The organism is Gordonia amicalis, assembly GCF_022059885.1.
Taxonomy (GTDB): Bacteria; Actinomycetota; Actinomycetes; order Mycobacteriales; family Mycobacteriaceae; genus Gordonia; species Gordonia amicalis.
In genome coordinates, this window is record NZ_CP091855.1 from 807,330 (window position 1) to 824,683 (window position 17,354).

The 17,354-nt window shown below is 68.5% G+C and carries 16 protein-coding genes; 6 read left to right on the plus strand and 10 right to left on the minus strand.

All coding sequences use genetic code 11. From position 1 onward, the window contains the following. The first annotated feature begins 30 nt into the window (after positions 1–30). Positions 31–1,956, plus strand: a complete 1,926-nt coding sequence (locus tag IHQ52_RS03705; RefSeq protein ID WP_096272705.1) for a dynamin family protein — start codon at positions 31–33, stop codon at positions 1,954–1,956. Next, positions 1,956–3,500 (plus strand): dynamin family protein, encoded by a 1,545-nt coding sequence (locus tag IHQ52_RS03710; RefSeq protein ID WP_024498955.1) that lies wholly within the window; start codon positions 1,956–1,958, stop codon positions 3,498–3,500. Before IHQ52_RS03705 ends, IHQ52_RS03710 begins: the two co-directional genes overlap by 1 nt. On the opposite strand, the gene IHQ52_RS03715 is transcribed toward IHQ52_RS03710, so the two are convergent. From IHQ52_RS03715 to IHQ52_RS03735, 5 genes are all read right to left on the minus strand, one after another. Then, positions 3,469–4,005, minus strand: coding sequence for a hypothetical protein (locus IHQ52_RS03715; protein ID WP_238064115.1), 537 nt, complete (start codon positions 4,003–4,005; stop codon positions 3,469–3,471). The two genes, IHQ52_RS03710 and IHQ52_RS03715, sit on opposite strands and share 32 nt — an antisense overlap. Before the next feature lie 104 nt (positions 4,006–4,109). After that, a complete protein-coding gene (locus tag IHQ52_RS03720) occupies positions 4,110–4,535 on the minus strand; it encodes a DUF779 domain-containing protein (protein WP_024498953.1) in 426 nt (141 codons plus the stop codon). 269 nt (positions 4,536–4,804) lie between these two features. Beyond that, positions 4,805–6,328 carry an acetaldehyde dehydrogenase ExaC gene (gene exaC / locus IHQ52_RS03725; RefSeq protein ID WP_024498952.1) on the minus strand — a complete coding sequence of 508 codons (1,524 nt, stop codon included), beginning with the start codon at positions 6,326–6,328 and terminating at the stop codon, positions 4,805–4,807. A 143-nt stretch (positions 6,329–6,471) separates the two neighbouring features. Continuing rightward, entirely contained in the window at positions 6,472–7,779 is a 1,308-nt protein-coding gene (locus tag IHQ52_RS03730; RefSeq protein ID WP_024498951.1) for a GAF domain-containing protein, read from the minus strand. A gap of 100 nt (positions 7,780–7,879) precedes the next feature. Beyond that, a complete protein-coding gene (locus IHQ52_RS03735) occupies positions 7,880–8,716 on the minus strand; it encodes a helix-turn-helix domain-containing protein (RefSeq protein ID WP_024498950.1) in 837 nt (278 codons plus the stop codon). A gap of 37 nt (positions 8,717–8,753) precedes the next feature. Here IHQ52_RS03735 and IHQ52_RS03740 point away from each other — a divergent pair, with 37 nt between their 5' ends. Beyond that, positions 8,754–9,314, plus strand: a complete 561-nt coding sequence (locus IHQ52_RS03740; RefSeq protein ID WP_024498949.1) for a TIGR03086 family metal-binding protein — start codon at positions 8,754–8,756, stop codon at positions 9,312–9,314. Between the two features lie 112 nt (positions 9,315–9,426). On the opposite strand, the gene IHQ52_RS03745 is transcribed toward IHQ52_RS03740, so the two are convergent. Together IHQ52_RS03745 and IHQ52_RS03750 are read right to left on the minus strand one after the other, a co-directional pair. Beyond that, the gene (locus IHQ52_RS03745) at positions 9,427–10,077 is read right to left on the minus strand and encodes a hypothetical protein (protein ID WP_035760483.1); all 651 of its coding nucleotides are present in this window, start codon (positions 10,075–10,077) and stop codon (positions 9,427–9,429) included. A gap of 38 nt (positions 10,078–10,115) precedes the next feature. Next, the gene (locus tag IHQ52_RS03750; RefSeq protein WP_024498947.1) at positions 10,116–10,370 is read right to left on the minus strand and encodes a hypothetical protein; all 255 of its coding nucleotides are present in this window, start codon (positions 10,368–10,370) and stop codon (positions 10,116–10,118) included. Positions 10,371–10,476: 106 nt separating this feature from the next. Here IHQ52_RS03750 and IHQ52_RS03755 point away from each other — a divergent pair, with 106 nt between their 5' ends. Both IHQ52_RS03755 and IHQ52_RS03760 read left to right on the plus strand, forming a co-directional pair. Next, entirely contained in the window at positions 10,477–10,884 is a 408-nt protein-coding gene (locus IHQ52_RS03755; protein WP_024498946.1) for a YccF domain-containing protein, read from the plus strand. A gap of 176 nt (positions 10,885–11,060) precedes the next feature. Next, positions 11,061–11,915, plus strand: coding sequence for an anti-sigma factor (locus IHQ52_RS03760; RefSeq protein WP_024498945.1), 855 nt, complete (start codon positions 11,061–11,063; stop codon positions 11,913–11,915). Between the two features lie 3 nt (positions 11,916–11,918). Here the strand turns inward: IHQ52_RS03760 and IHQ52_RS03765 are convergent, their stop codons facing one another. The 3 genes from IHQ52_RS03765 to IHQ52_RS03775 all read right to left on the minus strand — a co-directional run bounded on the left by IHQ52_RS03765 (position 11,919) and on the right by IHQ52_RS03775 (position 16,706). Further along, positions 11,919–13,436: an ATP-dependent DNA ligase gene (locus IHQ52_RS03765; protein WP_024498944.1), complete on the minus strand. Its 1,518-nt coding sequence runs from the start codon at positions 13,434–13,436 to the stop codon at positions 11,919–11,921. A 63-nt stretch (positions 13,437–13,499) separates the two neighbouring features. Beyond that, positions 13,500–14,867, minus strand: a complete 1,368-nt coding sequence (locus IHQ52_RS03770; RefSeq protein WP_096272703.1) for an MFS transporter — start codon at positions 14,865–14,867, stop codon at positions 13,500–13,502. Between the two features lie 60 nt (positions 14,868–14,927). Further along, positions 14,928–16,706 (minus strand): SulP family inorganic anion transporter, encoded by a 1,779-nt coding sequence (locus IHQ52_RS03775; RefSeq protein WP_096272701.1) that lies wholly within the window; start codon positions 16,704–16,706, stop codon positions 14,928–14,930. Between the two features lie 111 nt (positions 16,707–16,817). Between IHQ52_RS03775 and IHQ52_RS03780 the strand changes: the two genes are divergently transcribed. Continuing rightward, positions 16,818–17,348, plus strand: coding sequence for a hypothetical protein (locus IHQ52_RS03780; RefSeq protein WP_096272699.1), 531 nt, complete (start codon positions 16,818–16,820; stop codon positions 17,346–17,348). Positions 17,349–17,354: the final 6 nt, after the last annotated feature.

The following is a 17,354-nucleotide window of genomic DNA, read 5'->3' on the forward strand; positions in this document are numbered from 1 at the left end:
GCGCCGAGTCACCACTACCGTGAGGACACCATGACCAATTCCCCCGCCGAGTTCCCGCCGGCCGCCCGGCCGGTCGACGTCGCGCAGGTCTCCGCGGCCGCCGCCCCGTCGTCGGCGCCCTCCACCATCGGTGACCTGCTGACCACCATGTCGGAGGTGGCCCGCGAGGCCGGGCGAAACGACCTCGTCACCCGCCTCGACGGCGCACGGACCCGCATCTCCGACCCCCGCCTGCGGATCGTCGTGGTGGGGCAGCTCAAACAGGGCAAGAGTCACTTCGTCAATGCGCTGCTCGACCTCGACGTGTGCTCGGTGGGCGACGACGAGACGACCGCGGTGCCGACCGTGATCTCGCATGCCCCGCAACCGACGGCCCACCTCGTCGTCGACGGTCCGTCTGACGACGATCGCGTTCCGGTCCCGATGGACGCGATCGGTGCCATCACCCCCGACTCCCCGCTCGCCGGCGGCCGCGAGGTGTTGCGGCTGGAGATCGGTGCCCCCGGTCCGCTGCTGGCGGACGGTCTCGTCCTCGTCGACACACCCGGCGTCGGCGGCCACGGACACCCTTATGCCGCAGCCACATTGGGCATGGTGGCAGCCGCCGACGCAGTCCTGGTGCTGTCGGACGCCAGCCAGGAGTTCACCGCGCCGGAGATGTCCTTCCTCCAGCAGGTGATCGGCCTGTGCCCGACCGTCGCGTGCCTGATCACGAAGACCGACCTGTATCCGCACTGGCGGGCCGTCGCCGATGCCGATCGCGCGCATCTGCGGACCGCCGGCATCGACATCCCCGTACTGCCGGTCTCGTCGGTGCTGCGCTCGCACGCGCTGCGCCTGGGCGACGAAGAACTCAACGCCGAAGCCGGCTTCCTCGATCTCTACCGCTACCTGCGCGACCGCGTGGTGGCGACCGCGCAGCAAGCGGCCCGCGGGGCGGTCGCCACCGATCTCCGGGTGGTCAGTGAACATCTCGCCCTCACCCTGGGCAGCGAACTGGCCGCACTCCGCGATCCGGACACCGCGAACAAGGCCGTCCGGGCGCTGCAGGAGGCCAAGGCCGACGCCGAGGCGATGCGCCGGAAATCGGCACAGTGGCAGCAGACATTGGCCGACGGGGTCGCCGACCTCGCCGCCGACATCGACCACGACCTGCGCGATCGGCTGCGCGCGGTCACCCGCGAAGCCGAACGCGCCATCGACGAGGGCGATCCGGGCGTCGACTGGGAGCAGCTCAGCGAGTGGCTGGCCGACCAGACGGCAGCGGTGATCGGCGACAACTTCGTCTGGGCTCACGAGCGGTCGGTCTGGCTGGCCGAACGGGTCGCCGACCATTTCGCCGCCGCCGGGCAGAGTTCCCTCCCCGACATCGACGTCGCCGACCTGACCGGCGTGCTCGACTCGGTGGCCGAACTCGCCGAACTCGACAGCGGCAAGGTCGGCGTGACGCAGAAACTGCTGATCGGGATGCGGGGGTCCTACGGCGGCGTGCTGATGTTCGGGCTCATCTCGACGATGGTCGGGATGGCGTTGATCAACCCGGTCTCGGTGGGCGCCGGACTCCTGTTGGGCACCAAGGCATACCGTGACGACAAGCAGGCCAAGGTGCTCGAGCGGCGCGCCAAGGCGAAGGTGGCGGTGCGGGCCTTCACCGACGACGTCAGCTTCCAGGTCGGCAAGGAGTCCCGTGACCGGTTGCGCGTCATCCAGCGCGTGCTGCGCGACCATTTCAGCTCCGTCGCGGAGCAGACCGCCCGTTCCATCTCCGAATCCCTCAGTGCCGCACAGTCAGCGGCGACGTCCACCGAGTCCGAGCGGGCCCGTCGAGCTGCCGAACTCGAGTCCCGGCTGACCGCGGTCGCCGCCCTCCGCAAGGCCGCAGATCACTTCGATCCGGATCATCTCGACCCGGCGCAGCCGAAGGCCGGTCGCCACGCGTCAGGGCAGTCTCGCTGATGGCCGGGATCGATCGTGCGCGTGCCTTTCTCGACGCCGCCCGCGGCGCCCTGGCCGACGACCCCCGCGCGCATGCCGAGCTCGACCTCTGCGAACACCGAATGTATCAGCCGGTCCGGGTCGCCCTGGCGGGATCGCTGAAGGCCGGCAAGTCCACGTTGCTCAATGCACTTGTCGGACAGGACATCGCACCGACCGATGCCACCGAGTGCACGCGCGTCGTCACCTGGTACCGCAGCGGCCGGTCGCCGTCGGTGACCGCGCACATCGACGACGGTCGGACCGTCGGAATCCCGGTGACCCGCATCGACGGGCGCCTGGGCTTCGACTTCGGACGGCTCACCGCCGACCGCGTGGACCATCTCGACGTCGAATGGCCCGCCCGCGCGCTGCAATCCACGACGATCGTGGACACGCCGGGCACCGCGTCGTTGTCGACGGAGTTGTCCGACTCCACGATTCGCCTCCTCGCGCCCCGAGGCGAGTCAGGGAGCGATGAGGCCCGGGGACGGTCCGGCGTCGACGCCGTCGTCTATCTGCTGCGCTCCCTCACCGCCACGGACACGGCCATGCTGCGGCGCATCGGCACCGCGATCGGCGGATCGTCGGGTCCGCTGGGGGTGGTCGGCGTCGTATCCCGCGCCGACGAACTGGGCGCCGGACGGATGGATGCGATGATCTCCGCCCAGCAGATCGCGGGACGCTTCGCCGGGGAACTCGAACGGACCGGCCTCTGCCAGGCGGTGGTCCCCGTCGCCGGGCTGCTCGCACTGGCTGCACGGACGCTCCGCGAGGTCGAGTTCCGCGCACTCGCCCAGCTCGCCTCGACGCCCGGGGCCGAGCTCGAGGCGGCTCTTTTGACGATGGACCGTTTCGCCCGGCCCGACATCCTGCCCGACATCCCCGCCGATCTCCGACGGTCGCTGGCCGAGCGTTTCGGTGTCTTCGGCATCCGGCTGGCGGTCACCCTCATCCGCTTCGGCGCGACGTCGTCGACCGAGCTGGCCGCGGAACTCGTCGAACGCAGCGGCTTGTCGGAGTTGAGCGCCATCATCGACACTCAGTTCGCCCAGCGCGCCGACGAGCTCAAATCCCATTCGGCGCTGGTGACCCTCGATCACCTGCTGGCCGCGTCCGCCTCGCCGCGGGCGGCGCAGCTACGGGCGTCGGTCCGCCGGGAGCTCGCCGACGTACACGGCTTCCGGGAACTGCGGCTGCTCAGCACCATTCGCGTCGGCGGTCTCGACCTGCCCCCGGAACAGATCGCCGACCTCACCCGCCTCATCGGCGGCTCGGGGATCGATCCCGCGACGCGCCTGGGTCAGCCCACCGGGACCGATGTACCGGACCTTCGTGCGTCGGCGATCCAGGCCGCTCGCACCTGGCGGTCCCTCGCCGGCCACCCACTGATCGCCCCGGACGTCGCGTCCGCATGCCAGGTGGCCGTCCGCAGCGCCGAGGGCATCGTCGCGCGACTCGACGAGCAGCGGTCGCCCTTTGGGACAGGGGATTTCAGCGTAGGAACGCACTCACCGCTCGGGTGAACGCGGCCCCGGTGACGATCAGCGCGATCACCGCCGCGGCCGCCGGCGCCCACAGCACCGGCGTGGGCAACCCGGCGTCGCCGAGGCCTTCTGACGACGGACCGACGGTGAGGTGAAAGCCCACCGCGCCGGCCGTCGCGACCAGCGCGCCGAACGCCAGGAGCGTCCGACCCGATCGTCGGCCGCTCCAGAGCCGCACCGCGCCGGTCACGCCGAGCACCACGACGAGCAGGGCGACACCCGCGCCCACCAGCAACGAGACGTCGACGGCGCGTCCGGCGGCGGTGCCGCTCTCGGGATGTTCGCGGATCAGGTCGGCGGCCAGTACCGCGCGGATGTCGTCGAGCGACGCCGCGATCACCAGCACGGTGACGATCATCAGCGCGACGGTGACGATCCACCCCAGGACGACCCAGCGCACGGTCCCGGGGCGTTCGGTCGTCTGCCGGGGGCGCATGGGCGTGACGGCAACCCGCGGACGAGGTGGCGGTGTATCGCCGGGCATCGACATCCTTCGATGGTAGGCGGTCGACGACATCTTCCCGGCGAACCGAGAGTGCGTCGTGAGTATCGGATTTCGACACTCACGACGCACTCTGCGAAAGTCACTCAGTCGCCGACTGTGGCACCCGTCAACGGCGGTGACGCCGCGAGGAGTTCGTTCTCCTCTTCGGTGAACGCCCGCGCACGCGAGAGGAAACGCACGCCTTCGGGCGCTTCCAGACTGAACCCGGCGCCACGACCCTTCACGACGTCGAGGATGAGCTGCGTGTGCTTCCACAACTCGAACTGGTCACCGTTGATCCAGACCCGCACGGCCGGAATGGGTTCGGGGAGTTCGATCTCGCCGACCAACACATCGCGCTGGCCGACCCGGTACTCCCCCACCGGATAACACATCGGGGCCGAGCCGTCACAGCACCCACCGGACTGGTGGATCATGAGTCCGCCGTGCAACTCCGACAACTTGGTCAAGAGCTGCACGGCGGCGTCTGTGGCGACCACCCGATCAGGAGCACTCTGTTCGGTGGTCATTCTCAATCACCTTTCCCGCTCCCTGAGGAGCGAGCTTGCGAGCGTCTCGAAGGGTTGGCGAGTCCTTTCGATACGCCCTCCGCAAGCTCCGGGCTACTCAAGGAGCAGAACCAGCGAGCTTGCGAGCGTCCCCCGCTCCCTGAGGAGCGAGCTTGCGAGCGTCCCCCGCCCCCTGAGGAGCGAGCTTGCGAGCGTCTCGAAGGGTTGGCGAGTCCTTTCGATACGCCCTCCGCAAGCTCCGGGCTACTCAAGGAGCAGGAAGGTCCAGATCAGAAGAAGCCCTTCGCGTTCTGCGCGTAGCCGACCAGGAGGTTCTTGGTCTGCTGGTAGTGCTCGAGCATCATCAGGTGGTTCTCGCGACCGATGCCGGACTGCTTGTAGCCGCCGAAAGCCGCGTGTGCCGGGTAGTCGTGGTAGGTGTTGGTCCACACGCGACCGGCCTGGATCTCGCGACCGGCCCGATATGCGGTCGCACCGTCACGGCTCCACACGCCGGCGCCCAGGCCGTACAGGGTGTCGTTGGCGATGTGCATGGCGTCGGCGAAATCCTTGAAGGTGGTGACCGCGAGGACCGGGCCGAAGATCTCCTCCTGGAAGATGCGCATCTTGTTGTTGCCCTGGAAGACGGTCGGCTTGATGTAGTAGCCGTCGGACAGGTCGCCGCCGAGATCCGCGGCCTCGCCGCCGGTGAGCACCTGGGCGCCCTCGTCCCGGCCGATGGCGAGGTACGAGGAGATCTTCTCGAACTGGTCGTTCGACGCCTGGGCACCCATCATGGTGTCGGTGTCGAGCGGGTTGCCCTGCTTGATCTTCGAGACGCGGTCGACGGCCTTGGCGATGAACTCGTCGTAGATGTCCTGCTGGATCAGCGCGCGGCTCGGGCAGGTGCACACCTCGCCCTGGTTGAGTGCGAACATCGAGAAGCCTTCGAGCGCACGGTCGAGGAAGCTGTCGTCGGACGACATGACGTCGTTGAAGAAGATGTTCGGGCTCTTGCCGCCGAGCTCGAGGGTGACCGGGATCAGGTTCTCCGACGCGTACTGCATGATGAGGCGGCCGGTGGTGGTCTCACCGGTGAAGGCGATCTTGCGGATGCGGTTGCTCGACGCGAGCGGCTTGCCGGCCTCGACGCCGAATCCGTTGACCACGTTGAGAACACCCGCGGGCAGCAGATCGCTGATGAGACTCACCAGGTAGAGGATCGATGCCGGGGTCTGCTCGGCGGGCTTGAGCACCACCGCGTTGCCTGCGGCGAGAGCCGGCGCGAGCTTCCAGACCGCCATGAGGATCGGGAAGTTCCACGGGATGATCTGGCCGACGACGCCGAGCGGCTCGTGGAAGTGGTAGGCGACGGTGTCCTCGTCGATCTCGGAGATCGAACCCTGCTGGGCACGCAGCGCACCGGCGAAGTAACGGAAGTGGTCGATGGCCAGCGGGATGTCCGCGGCGAGGGTCTCGCGGACGGCCTTGCCGTTGTCCCAGGTCTCGGCGACCGCGAGCTTATCGAGGTTCTCCTCCATGCGGTCGGCGATGCGCAACAGGGCGAGGGAACGCTCGGCGACGGGGGTCTTGCCCCAGCCCGGCGCCGCCTTGTGCGCGGCGTCGAGGGCGAGGTCGATGTCCTCGGCGGTCGACCGGGCGACCTCGCAGAACGTCTTGCCGTCCACCGGCGACGGGTTCTCGAAGTACTGGCCCTTGACGGGCGGGGTCCACTGGCCGCCGATCCAGTTGTCGTAGCGCGACTCGTAGCTCATCACCGAGCCATCGGCACCGGGCTTTGCGAAGACGGTCATGGTCACTCCTTGCGTGTCGGCCTCTTCTCGAGGGCGGCTGGAACGTGTCACATGGGACACCCCGGGTATCCGATGTGATCTGCTGCACACGCTAGGTGCGGGCTGGTTGCACAAGGGTTGCAACGCGCGCAACGTGACGGTCGTCAGAGTCCGTAGCGCTTGTCGAGCAGCCTGATGCGACCTCCGACGACGGCGCGGTCGGGGTGCCCGACGGGGAGTCGGTGCTCGAGCCGGCGCCAGGCGACGAGGTCGTCTCGACCGTGAACGGAGGAGGTCCACTTGCGCAGCGCGGCGACGTCGCCGCCGGCGATCAGCCGTGACCGCAGATCCTCGCGCAGTTCTTCGAAGATCTCGACGATGCCGGGCGCCGTCGACTCGACCAGCAATCCACCGCGGCCGAGGTCGTCGACCACCGCCGGCAGGTCGGTCCCGCTTTCGATGCGCGCCCGGATGTCGGAGATGTCGGAGGAGATGTCGAGGGTGAGGCGGTATGGGCGGCTCGCGACGACGTCGGCACCGAGATCGCGCCGCAGACGGGAGATCTCGGCCCGCACACTCACCGGGTCGAGCCCCTCCTCGGCGAGCTTCAGCGCGAGTTGCTCGGTGTTGAGACCTTCGGGAAAGGCTTGCAGCAGAACGAGAATCTCGGCATGACGTGGGGACACGGTGCGCGCACTCGCCCCGTCGGCGGTGCGACGCCAGCGATGCGGGCCGTCACCGAGCACCGCGAGGTGGGCGGCGCTCGACCGCGGGAGTCCCGCGTGGAAGGTCGCCGGATCGGCGAGATCCACGGCGCTCGACTGCAGTTCCCGCTCCACGGCGGCGACCACCGAACGCACTGCGGCGAGCGCGAACGGTGCCGCGACCTCGCGTCCGCCGGTCACGTCGATCACACCGATGACGTGCCCGGTGAACGGGTCGTGTACCGGAGCCGCGGCGCAACTCCATTCCTGGACCGGGCCGGCGAAGTGTTCGGGACCGACGATCTGCACACCCCGATCAACGGTCAGGGCGAGACCGGGAGCGTTGGTCCCGACGGCCTCTTCGCTCCAGACGGAGCCCTCGACGAAGTTGATGTCGCCGGCCTTGTCGCGGGCCGCGGAGTCACCCTCGACCCACAGCAGCCGTCCGACCTGGTCGGTCAGGGCCACGACGACGCCGGTGTCGGCGATCGCGTCGACCATCAGCGACTGCACCAGTGGCCGGACCGCGGTGATCGGGTGTGCCGCCCGGTATTCGGCGAACTCGTCGGCGGTCATCACCGGCACCGATTCGCCCGTCGGCAGTCCGTCGGCCGGGTTGACGTCGCTGGGATCGATGCCACGGCTCAGGGAACGGGCCCAGGAATCACGGACGATGGAGCGGACCGCATCCGACGGCGGCGTGACGCCGGAGAGGAACTCCTCATACGCGCGGCGGATGCGTGTCGCCACCGCAGCCGCGTCAGTCATGCGCCCTCCGTCGCTCGCCATATGTCGACGATTCTGCCTGGCAAGGTGTGATCCCGGCAACAATCGGGGTGTGTCGGCGTATAGAGACTACTCGGCCTGGTCAGGCGAACCGCGAGGAGAACTCCCGCGGCGTCATTCCGGTGACGGCTTTGAAGTCGCGGACGAAATGGGCCTCGTCGGCGTAGGAGAGCTCGGCGGCGAGCGCGGCGAGGGTCTCCTCGGGTTCGCGAAGACGTTCCGCCGCTTCCTGCAGGCGACGACGCTGGATCAACCACTTGGGGGTGAGGCCGAGCCGTCGCCGGGTGAGTCGTTGCAGGCTCCGCTCGGTCATGTGGAACCGCTCGCAGATCTGCGCGACCGCGACCACCGTCGAATCGTTCTCCACCCAGTCGACGATCGCGTTGACGACACGACCGTCCTCGTCCATCGGGAGGTATCCCCGCAACCAGTCCTCGACGACGTCGGTCGCGGCGCGCTGGGTGTCCTCGTCCTCCGGCGCGCGTTCCATCACCGCACGCACCGACCGTGCCAGACCGTCGCCGGACTCGCCGAAGACCACCGACAGTTCATCGAACCGGTCTGTCCACTGCGCGACGTCTCCGACGAGCAATCCGCCGGCACCGGGGGTGAACATCACCCCGACCGCCCAGCCGTCGCCGGTCAGCACGGTCTCCGACAGGCCGGTGACCACTCCGTAGAACCGGGCATAGGTCTTGCTGATGACGAGCAGGCACACCGGGTACTGCAGCACGCGCTGCGGCGCCTCGGCCCCGGGCGGGACCGACCAGACGGGCACCCAGAACCGCCGCATCATCTCGTCGAGGTCCGGACTCGGACCCCACCGGCCGATGCGGCGGCGGCCCGCGTCCGCAGGATCGACGAGGTGAGCGCGTTCGACGTCGTCGAGCCGCGTCGATCCCGAGTTGTCGGGTTTCATCAATCACCGTCCCCTGTCCTGGCGCTTGACTGTCATCATGACCACCACCACTGACAATTCACCACTGCTGAATCGCTACAACTCCTACGCCCATGGCTTCGGCGAGGTCCTCGCGACCGTGCCGGCCGAGGCCTGGTCCAACCCCTCGCCGTGTGACGGGTGGACGGTCCGCGACGTCGTGGCGCACGTCGTCGACAGCCAGCGGGACTTCTTCGCCGGACACGACGTCGACCTCGGTCCCACCCCGCCGTTCGACGATCCCGCGGCGGCCTGGCAGGCTCATCGGGACGCCGTCGCCTCCCGCCTCGCCGATCCGGCCATCGCCGACCGTGCCTTCGACGGCCATTTCGGTCCGACCACCATCGGGGAAACGATGATCCGCTTCTACGGTTTCGACATCATCGCCCATCGGTGGGATGTCGCCACGGCCGCCGGCCTCGACCATCGTTTCACCGACGACCAGCTCACCGAGATGGAGACCGCCGCCGACGGCTTCGGGGAAGCGCTCTACTCCGAAGGGGTCTGCGAACGCCTCGAGGTCCCCGCCGGCGCCGATCGCCAGACCGCCCTGCTCGCCAGGTTGGGTAGGCGCGCCTGACTCAGCGACCCGCCGGCCGAACCGATCCACCCCCGCCGGCTGAGCCGGTTCCGAGCGCAGCGAGGCACCGCGTCGAAGCCCCCACCAGCACGTCAGCCGACGGCATCCGGCCTCACCCGGTTTCGTGCGAACGAATCCCGAGCACACGCGCGGCCGCGAACGTGACGGTGAGGAACACCAGGACCACGGACACCACCACGAGCCACGTCGAGGTGGTGGTGGAGAACCCCAGAAGCCATGCGCTACCCATACCGGCCAAGGTCGCGACCACCGCGCCGACGGGCAGCACGATAGCCGTGGTCCTGGCGGTGGCTCGCGCTGCGGGATCACCTCCCGCGCGCAGGACCCAGTACACCGCAGCCACTGCCAGACCGTAGGCAACGGCACCACTCACCGCATACAGCACCATCGGCGTCATCCCGCCGGGCAAGTCGGCTGCGTTGTACGCCGGTGCCAAAGCCGGAAGAACTCCCACCGCACAACCTCCAAGGCCCGCAACGGCGGTGACACCCAGGCGGCGTCGTTCGTCGATCCGCGCGCCGGCGATACCGAGGACCACGCCGGTCAGCAACCCCACCACGGCGCCCACGGCCGCGACGACGAGGTATCGGCCGGGTTCCGAGACAGTGACGGGCCCTCCGGCAGGTGAGGAGATCGCGTAGAACTCACCGAAGCCCGGCCCCGAGAGTCCTTCGAACAATGCGGCCGTCAGCACCGCGATCACACTTCCCGCGAGCATCAACCACAGACAGAGTCGACCCATGCACGCATCCTGCCGCACACGGGTCCGCAGGGGCGAACCTACGGAATCCAGCCGTTGTGGCGGGGATACCGGACCCGCAGATGGCCATAGAGATAGGTGCTCAGCAGGAGCGCGGCACCGGCGCCGATCGCCGGCCAGAGGAAGGCGTTGTCGAGGGAGCCGCGGACGGCCGCGACCGCCCAGCCGATCACGAACACAACCAGGGCGATCGTCGCGAGGATGCGGATGACGAGGACCAGCGTGGCGACCAACGCCCACACCGCTTCACGTGTCCGAACCGACCGCGCTCCCATGACGTCCCATCGTAATGTGACCCGTCCGTCAGGGCGCGGGCCGGCGCCGTCACGCTGTTGACCCCACTGCGCGCCGACGCGTACACGACGCGTACACAATGGACTGATGAAGACCATCCTCAACGTCATCTGGCTGCTGTTGTGCGGCCTGTGGATGGCGATTGGCTACGTCGTCGCCGGAATCATCTGCTGCATCCTGATCATCACCATCCCATTCGGCATCGCGTCGTTCCGGATGGCCAACTACGCACTCTGGCCGTTCGGCCGCACCGTCGTCCGCAAACCCACCGCCGGCGCGGGTTCGATGATCGGCAACATCATCTGGATCATCGTCGCCGGACTGTGGCTCGCCCTGGGCCATATCGCCACCGGCCTCGCCCTCTGCATCACCATCATCGGCATCCCGCTCGGCATCGCGAGCTTCAAGATGGTGCCGATCTCGCTGCTCCCGCTGGGCGCCGAGATCGTCCCCACCGACCAGCCGATGCCCGGCGGGGTCCCCGCCCGCATGTGAGGGTGCCCGACCCATCCGAGTGGGTCGTCGAGTCCGAAGAAGAGGCATGAGCCTCGCCCGGACCACTATGAGCGTCGAGGCTCTGCGTCCGCGGCTGCGGGCGGACATCTGCCGCCCAGCGGAAGGACAGCAGCAGAAGGTGAACGCGGTACGAGACCGAGGGCAGGGGGTAGGTGATGACTGATCATCTCGATCCCGAGGAAGCCGAATTGCTCGAGTTGGCGCCGGTCGTCGGGCTGAACGCACTGTCCTCCGATGAGTTGCGCGACATCGAGGCGCGGGTTGCCTCCGCTCCCGGGGACTTTCGCGAGCTGTTCGCCAAGCAGGTCCGGGCCACCAGGGAGGCCATGGCCGCGATCAGCGCGGCCACTGCGACTCCGCCCCCACCGTCCCTGCGCGATCGGGTACTCGCTGCCGCGCGGGCCGAGGCGGGACTCGAGGAACCGTCGGCCCGCGTGCCCGGCCCGTCCGTCGAGATCGTCGAGAAGCCCGGGGTCGAGGCGCCGGAGTCGGCGCCACCACCTGTGCCCGTCGAACCGCCCGCGGACCTCGACGCCCGACGCCCCGACCGGTCACGTCGCTTCACCTACCTCACCGCCGCCGCCGTGGCCGCGATCGCGGTCGGCGCGCTCGGTTGGGCCATCGGACTGTCGAACTCGGACGAACCCGCTACTACCCCACCCGTCGCCTCACCGGCCGAGCAGGTGTTCTCGGCCGGCGACCTGCGGTCCACGAGCGCTCCGGTCGCCACCGGGAGCGCCACCATCTACCTGGCCCAGTCCGCCGATACCGCTGTGCTGGTGATGAATTCGGTGCCGCCACCGAAGCCGGGCACGGTGTACCAGATGTGGCTCGTGGGTCCCGGCGGGACACGTTCGGCCGGCACCATGACCGACGCGGACGTCGAACCGGTCACCACCGCGGTCCTGTCCGGGATCAACACGGCCGACGCCCTGGCGTTCACCGTCGAACCGCCCGGGGGTTCGACGCAACCGACCAGCGCTCCGGTGGCCCAGCTGTCGTTGAGCTGACCGTTACTTGAGCAGCGCCCGGATCGCGTCGATGCTGTCGGCGAGGTCGGGGTTTTTGTCGGGCCGGTACCGCACGACGCGCGCGAAGCGGAGTGCAACACCACCGGGGTAGCGCGAACTGCGTTGCGCACCATCGAGTTCGATCTCGACGACGATCTCCGGGCGCAGGTAGACGGTGTGAGCGTCTCGATGCGTGGCGTGCTTCGGGAACTCCTCGGTCTGCCATCGGAGGATCTCGTCGGTGAGACCCTTGAACGTCTTGCCCACCATCACGAGTTCGCCGGTCTCGGGGTCACGGGCGCCGAGATGTAGATTCGACAGCCAGCCGGTCCGGCGGCCCGAACCCCACTCGGCACCGAGCACGACGAGATCGAAGGTGTGCGTGGGTTTGACCTTCTGCCAGGCCTTTCCGCGACGGCCGGCCACATAGAGTCCGTCGAGGGACTTGACCATCACGCCCTCGTGGCCGTCGGCCATCGCGGCGTCGAAGTGGCGCTGGGCCTCCTCTGCGGTCGGACGTGTCACCGCCGGGATCCGCAGCTGCGGGGCGATCGAGTCGATCGCGGCGAGACGTTCGGACAGCGGGCGGTCGATGAGGTCGACGCCGTCGAGGTGCAGGCAGTCGAAGAAGAACGGCTTCAGCAGCCGTTCGGGCTCGCCGGCCGCGGTGGGCCCGGAACCGAACCGGCTCATCGTGTCCTGGAACGACCGCGGCCGTCCGTCGTCGCTGAGCATGAGGGTCTCGCCGTCGAGGATGACCGCGTCGCAGGGCAGTCCGGCGATGACCTCGACGAGGTCGGGGACGTTGTCGGTGACGTCGCGGAGCGTGCGGGTGTACACCGAGACGTCGGCGCCCTTGCGGTGCACCTGGATTCGCGCGCCGTCGAGTTTGTAGTCGACGATGAGGTCGGGGCCGAGAAGGTCCAGGGCGGCGTCGAGGTTGTCGGCGGGAGTCGCGAGCATCGGTTCGACGGCGCGGCCGACCTCGAGTCCCACTCCCGCCAGCGCCTCGGCGCCGAAGCGAGCGAGCGCCGCGGTCTCCGGCAACGATCCGGTGAGCATGTGCGCACGACGCACCGCGGTCAGCGGTTCACCGGTGACCTTCGCGATCGCGTCGGTCATGACCCCGGCCAGCGCGCCCTGCCGCAACTCGCCGGTCAGCAAGGCGACCAGGAACTTCTGCTCCGGTTCGGTGGCGGCGCCGAACATCGCGCTGAGGATCTCGGCGCGGCGGGTCGTCGAACCCGGTCCGCTCGCCGAAGCGAGTTCGCCGAATGCGGCGTCGACCTCGGCGACCTCGAGGGACGGCTCCCCGGCCGGTTCGGACACGAGCTTCGACAGTGATCGCCAGCCGACACCCAGCCTGCCCTGCGGTATCTCGCCGGACAGCCAGGCGACCACGATCGGGAGCTCGGCATCGGTGGCGGTGCCCAGCAACCCGGCCAGCACCTCGGTCTTGCGGGTGCGTGAGCGGTCGCGCGCGACATCGGAGGACGTCTGAACCACGTCGATCAATCTCACGCCACCGACGGTACGCCGCGGGTCGGACACGGCCGGCACCTCGCGGCAGCCGGTGCCGGGACCTCAGACCTCGGTCAGGTCCACCGTCTTGGTCTCCCGGACGCTGAAGAGTGCGATCAGCGTCGTGCAGGCGGCGACGGCGAGATACACACCGACCCAGCCCACACCGAAGTCGGCAACGATCCACGTCGCGATGAACGGCGCGACCGCGGCCCCGATGATCGAGGCCACGTTGTAGGAGATCCCCGAACCCGTGTAGCGGACGTTGGTCGGGAACAGTTCCGGCAGGATCGCGCTCATCGGCCCGAACGTCAGACCCATCAGGGTCATGCCGAGGACCAGGAAGAACAGCATCGTGCCGTCGGTCATCGACGACGGGTCGAGGATCAGCTCGAAGCAGAGTCCGAACACGATGATCGCCGCCGTGACCACGAGGAGGAAGGCGCGACGGCCGAACAGGTCGGCGAGACGACCCGAGATCGGCACGCACGCAGCGAAGAACAGCACGGCGATGAGTTGCAGCTCGAGGAAGTCGGCGTAGCCGATCGACAGCTTCACACCCGACGCGTCGGTCACCTTGCCGGTGCCGTAGGAGATGATCCAGGTGGTCACGATGTAGAAGAGCGTGTACGTCGCGACCATGATGAAGGTGCCCGCGACGAGCTCCCGCCAGTTGGACTTCACCACCTCGGCGAGCGGCGCCTTGACCTTCTTGCCCTCTTCCACCGCCTTCGCGAACACCGGTGTCTCGGTGAGCTTCAGGCGCACGTACAGGCCGACGGCGACCATGATCGCGCTGGCGAGGAACGGGATTCGCCATCCCCATGTCATGAACGCGTGATCGGAGGCGGAGGTCTTGGCGTCGAAGTCGAGGCCGTAGATCAACAGCAGGAAGGTGCCGTTGGCGAAGAGGAACCCGATCGGCGCGCCCAGCTGCGGCCACATGGCGGCCCAGGCCCGCTTGCCCTTCTCGGCGGTCTCGGTCGCGAGAAGCGCTGCACCAGACCATTCCCCGCCGAGACCGAGGCCCTGGCAGAAGCGCATCAGCGCCAGCAGCGCCGGGGCCAGATACCCTACCGAGTCGTAGGTGGGCAGCAGGCCGATGACGAAGGTCGCGATGCCCATCGTGAGCAATGACCCGACCAGCGTCGCCTTGCGGCCGACCCGGTCACCGAAGTGGCCGAACAGGACCGAGCCGATGGGCCGCGCGACGAAGGCGAGTCCGAAGGTCGCGAACGACGACAACAACGCCGCGGTCTCGTCACCGGACGGGAAGAACAACACCGGGAACACCAGCACCGCGGCGGTGGCATAGATGTAGAAGTCGAAGAACTCGATGCTCGTACCGACCATCGACGCGATGACGATGCGGCTCCGGGGTACCGGTGGCTGTTCGGGGTGGTCGATGTTGCGGACCGCGGACTCGCTCATTCGTGCGAGGTTACGCCTGCGAACCACATCACATCGGCGGGTGGTGGGCCGGTGAGGCACTCACCCGTTGTCCGTCTCGGCGGTGTCATCCTCGGCTTTCTCGCCGTCGATGGGCTCCTCGGGCGTCGCCGGAGGCGACTCCCGTGACTCGCCTGCGGGATAGGCGGCCTCGAACGCCCTGACGGCGGCACCGACGGTCGGGAAGACGTGCGCCGGGTCGAAGTCCTCGAGGAGTCCCTGCGCCCGCAACATGCCCTCCAGTTCGGGATCGACGCCGGCGAGAACGAAATGGGCGTCCCGCGAATGCACGAACGCGACGAGGTCGTCGAGCACACCGGTTACCGAGTAATCGACATACGAGATCACCGTGCAGTCGAGGACCAGCCAGCGCACCGGATCGGGGGCGGACTCGACGAGCGCCACCACATCGTCGGCGAATCGATTGACGTTCGCGTAGAACAGATCCGCGTCGTAATGGAACACGATGAGGCCCGGCATGGACTGCTGGCCGCCCCGAGCGGGCCGATACTCTCGCGCACGTCCGTGATCGGACACCCCGACGACGAACCTCTCCGGTCGGTATTGCCGGCGGATGATCTCCAGCAACGACACCACCATCGCGGCCAGAATCCCGTTCTGCACCCCGAACACCACGACGACGACCGCGGTGAGCACCGCGATCCCGAACTCGATCCGGCGGATCCGCCACATCCGGCGGAACGAGTGCACGTCGATGAGGTCGATCGCGACCAGGAACACGATCGCGGCGAGCACGGCATGCGGCAGGTGGGCCAGCGCCGGGCCGAGGAAGGCGACGGCGGCCAGTGCCGTCGCGGCCATGGTCAGGTTCGCGACCTGGGTGCGGCCGCGTTGCTCCTCGAGGAACTGGGTCTTGGTGGGGCTTCCGTTCACCACGAACGTAGAGTTCAGTCCCGCAACGATGTTGGCCGCCGCCAGGCCGACCATGTCGCGGTTCACGTCGGTGGTCTCGCCGTGCTTGTGCGCGAGTCCTCGTGCCGTGCCTGCGCTCTGGGCCAGGATCACCACCGTGCAGCCGAACGCGACGGTTGCCGCCTTGGGCACGGCATCCCATCCCAACCCGGTGGGCAGACCGAAAAGCGGCATGTCGCCGCGCAGGTTTCCGACGACCGGCAGATCGTCGTCCCAGCCGAACATCGCGACCAGCACGATGGATGCCACCACCAGGACGAATGCCGCGGGTGATCGAGGGACCACCCGCCGCGCCACCAGCAGCACGCCCAGCGACGCGGCCGCGAACGCCGTCGATGCCCAGTCGATCGAGCCCAGACGGTCGACGATCGCGGCGCACCGCTCCCACACCCAGCCCTCGGCTCGCGGCAGGCCGACCATTCCGGGAACCTGCCCGACGATGACCGTGAGGCCGGTCCCGGCGAGGAATCCCACCAGAACCGCGGTGGAGAGGAAGTCGGCGAGAAATCCCAGTCTCAGCAGCCGCGCAAGCGCCAGGAACACCCCCGTGACCAGGGCGATCAGCGATGCCCAGGCCAACCACTCCTGCGAATCGGGTTCCACTCCGACGACGCCGATACCGGCGATACCCGACGCGAGCAGCGCCGCGGTTGCGGAGTCCGCGCCCACGACGAGAAGCCGCGAGGCCCCCAGCAACGCAAAGGCGACCGCCGGCAGGATGATGGTGTACAACCCAGCCGACACCGGCACGTGCGCAATCGAGCTGTACCCCATGCATTCTGGGATCGCGACGGCCGCGAGGGTCACCCCGGCCACGACGTCGGCACGCAGCCATGCGAGCCGGTAACCGCGCAGCGCGGGCGGGACCAGCGCATGGAGCGCGATCATGACGTAGACCGTACCCCGCCGACTCGGCCTTCCCACCGCACTTGTCCCGGTTCGTGGCGCCGGTTTCTGGGTATCCGGTGCCGACCATGCTTTCCGTCTGAGGAGGACACCGTGGACACCGCCCTGTGGATCATCATCGCCGTGATCGTCGTGATCATCCTGCTAGTCGCACTGCTGTTCTTCCTACGGAAGCGCAGAGAACTCCGGCGCACGAAGGCCCAGCGCATCCGTGAGAACGCGGCCGGCGACATGTCGGAGTTGCGCCGGCGGGAGGCCACCGCGCAAGAGGCGCAGGCGCACGCGCGCAAGGTCCAGGCCGAGGCCGATGCCAAGGCCGCCGAGGCCCGACGACTCAATGAACAGGCTCGCGCCCACGAAGGCCACGCCGCCGAGAAGCGGGACGAAGTACAGAGCACGCTCGCCCACGCCGACAAACTCGATCCCGACGTCCGGGCCGAGGGGGAACGCCGCGACGACGATCGTCACCTGGGCACCCCCGGCCACAAACACGGACTGGGTGACAGCCGCCCAGGCGGCAACCAACCGGCCGGCAACCAACCGGGAGGCAACCGGCTGGGCGACCACCTACCCGGCGGGAACCCGACGAGGAAGCCGCAGCAACCCCCTCGCGACGTCCCGTGAAAAAAA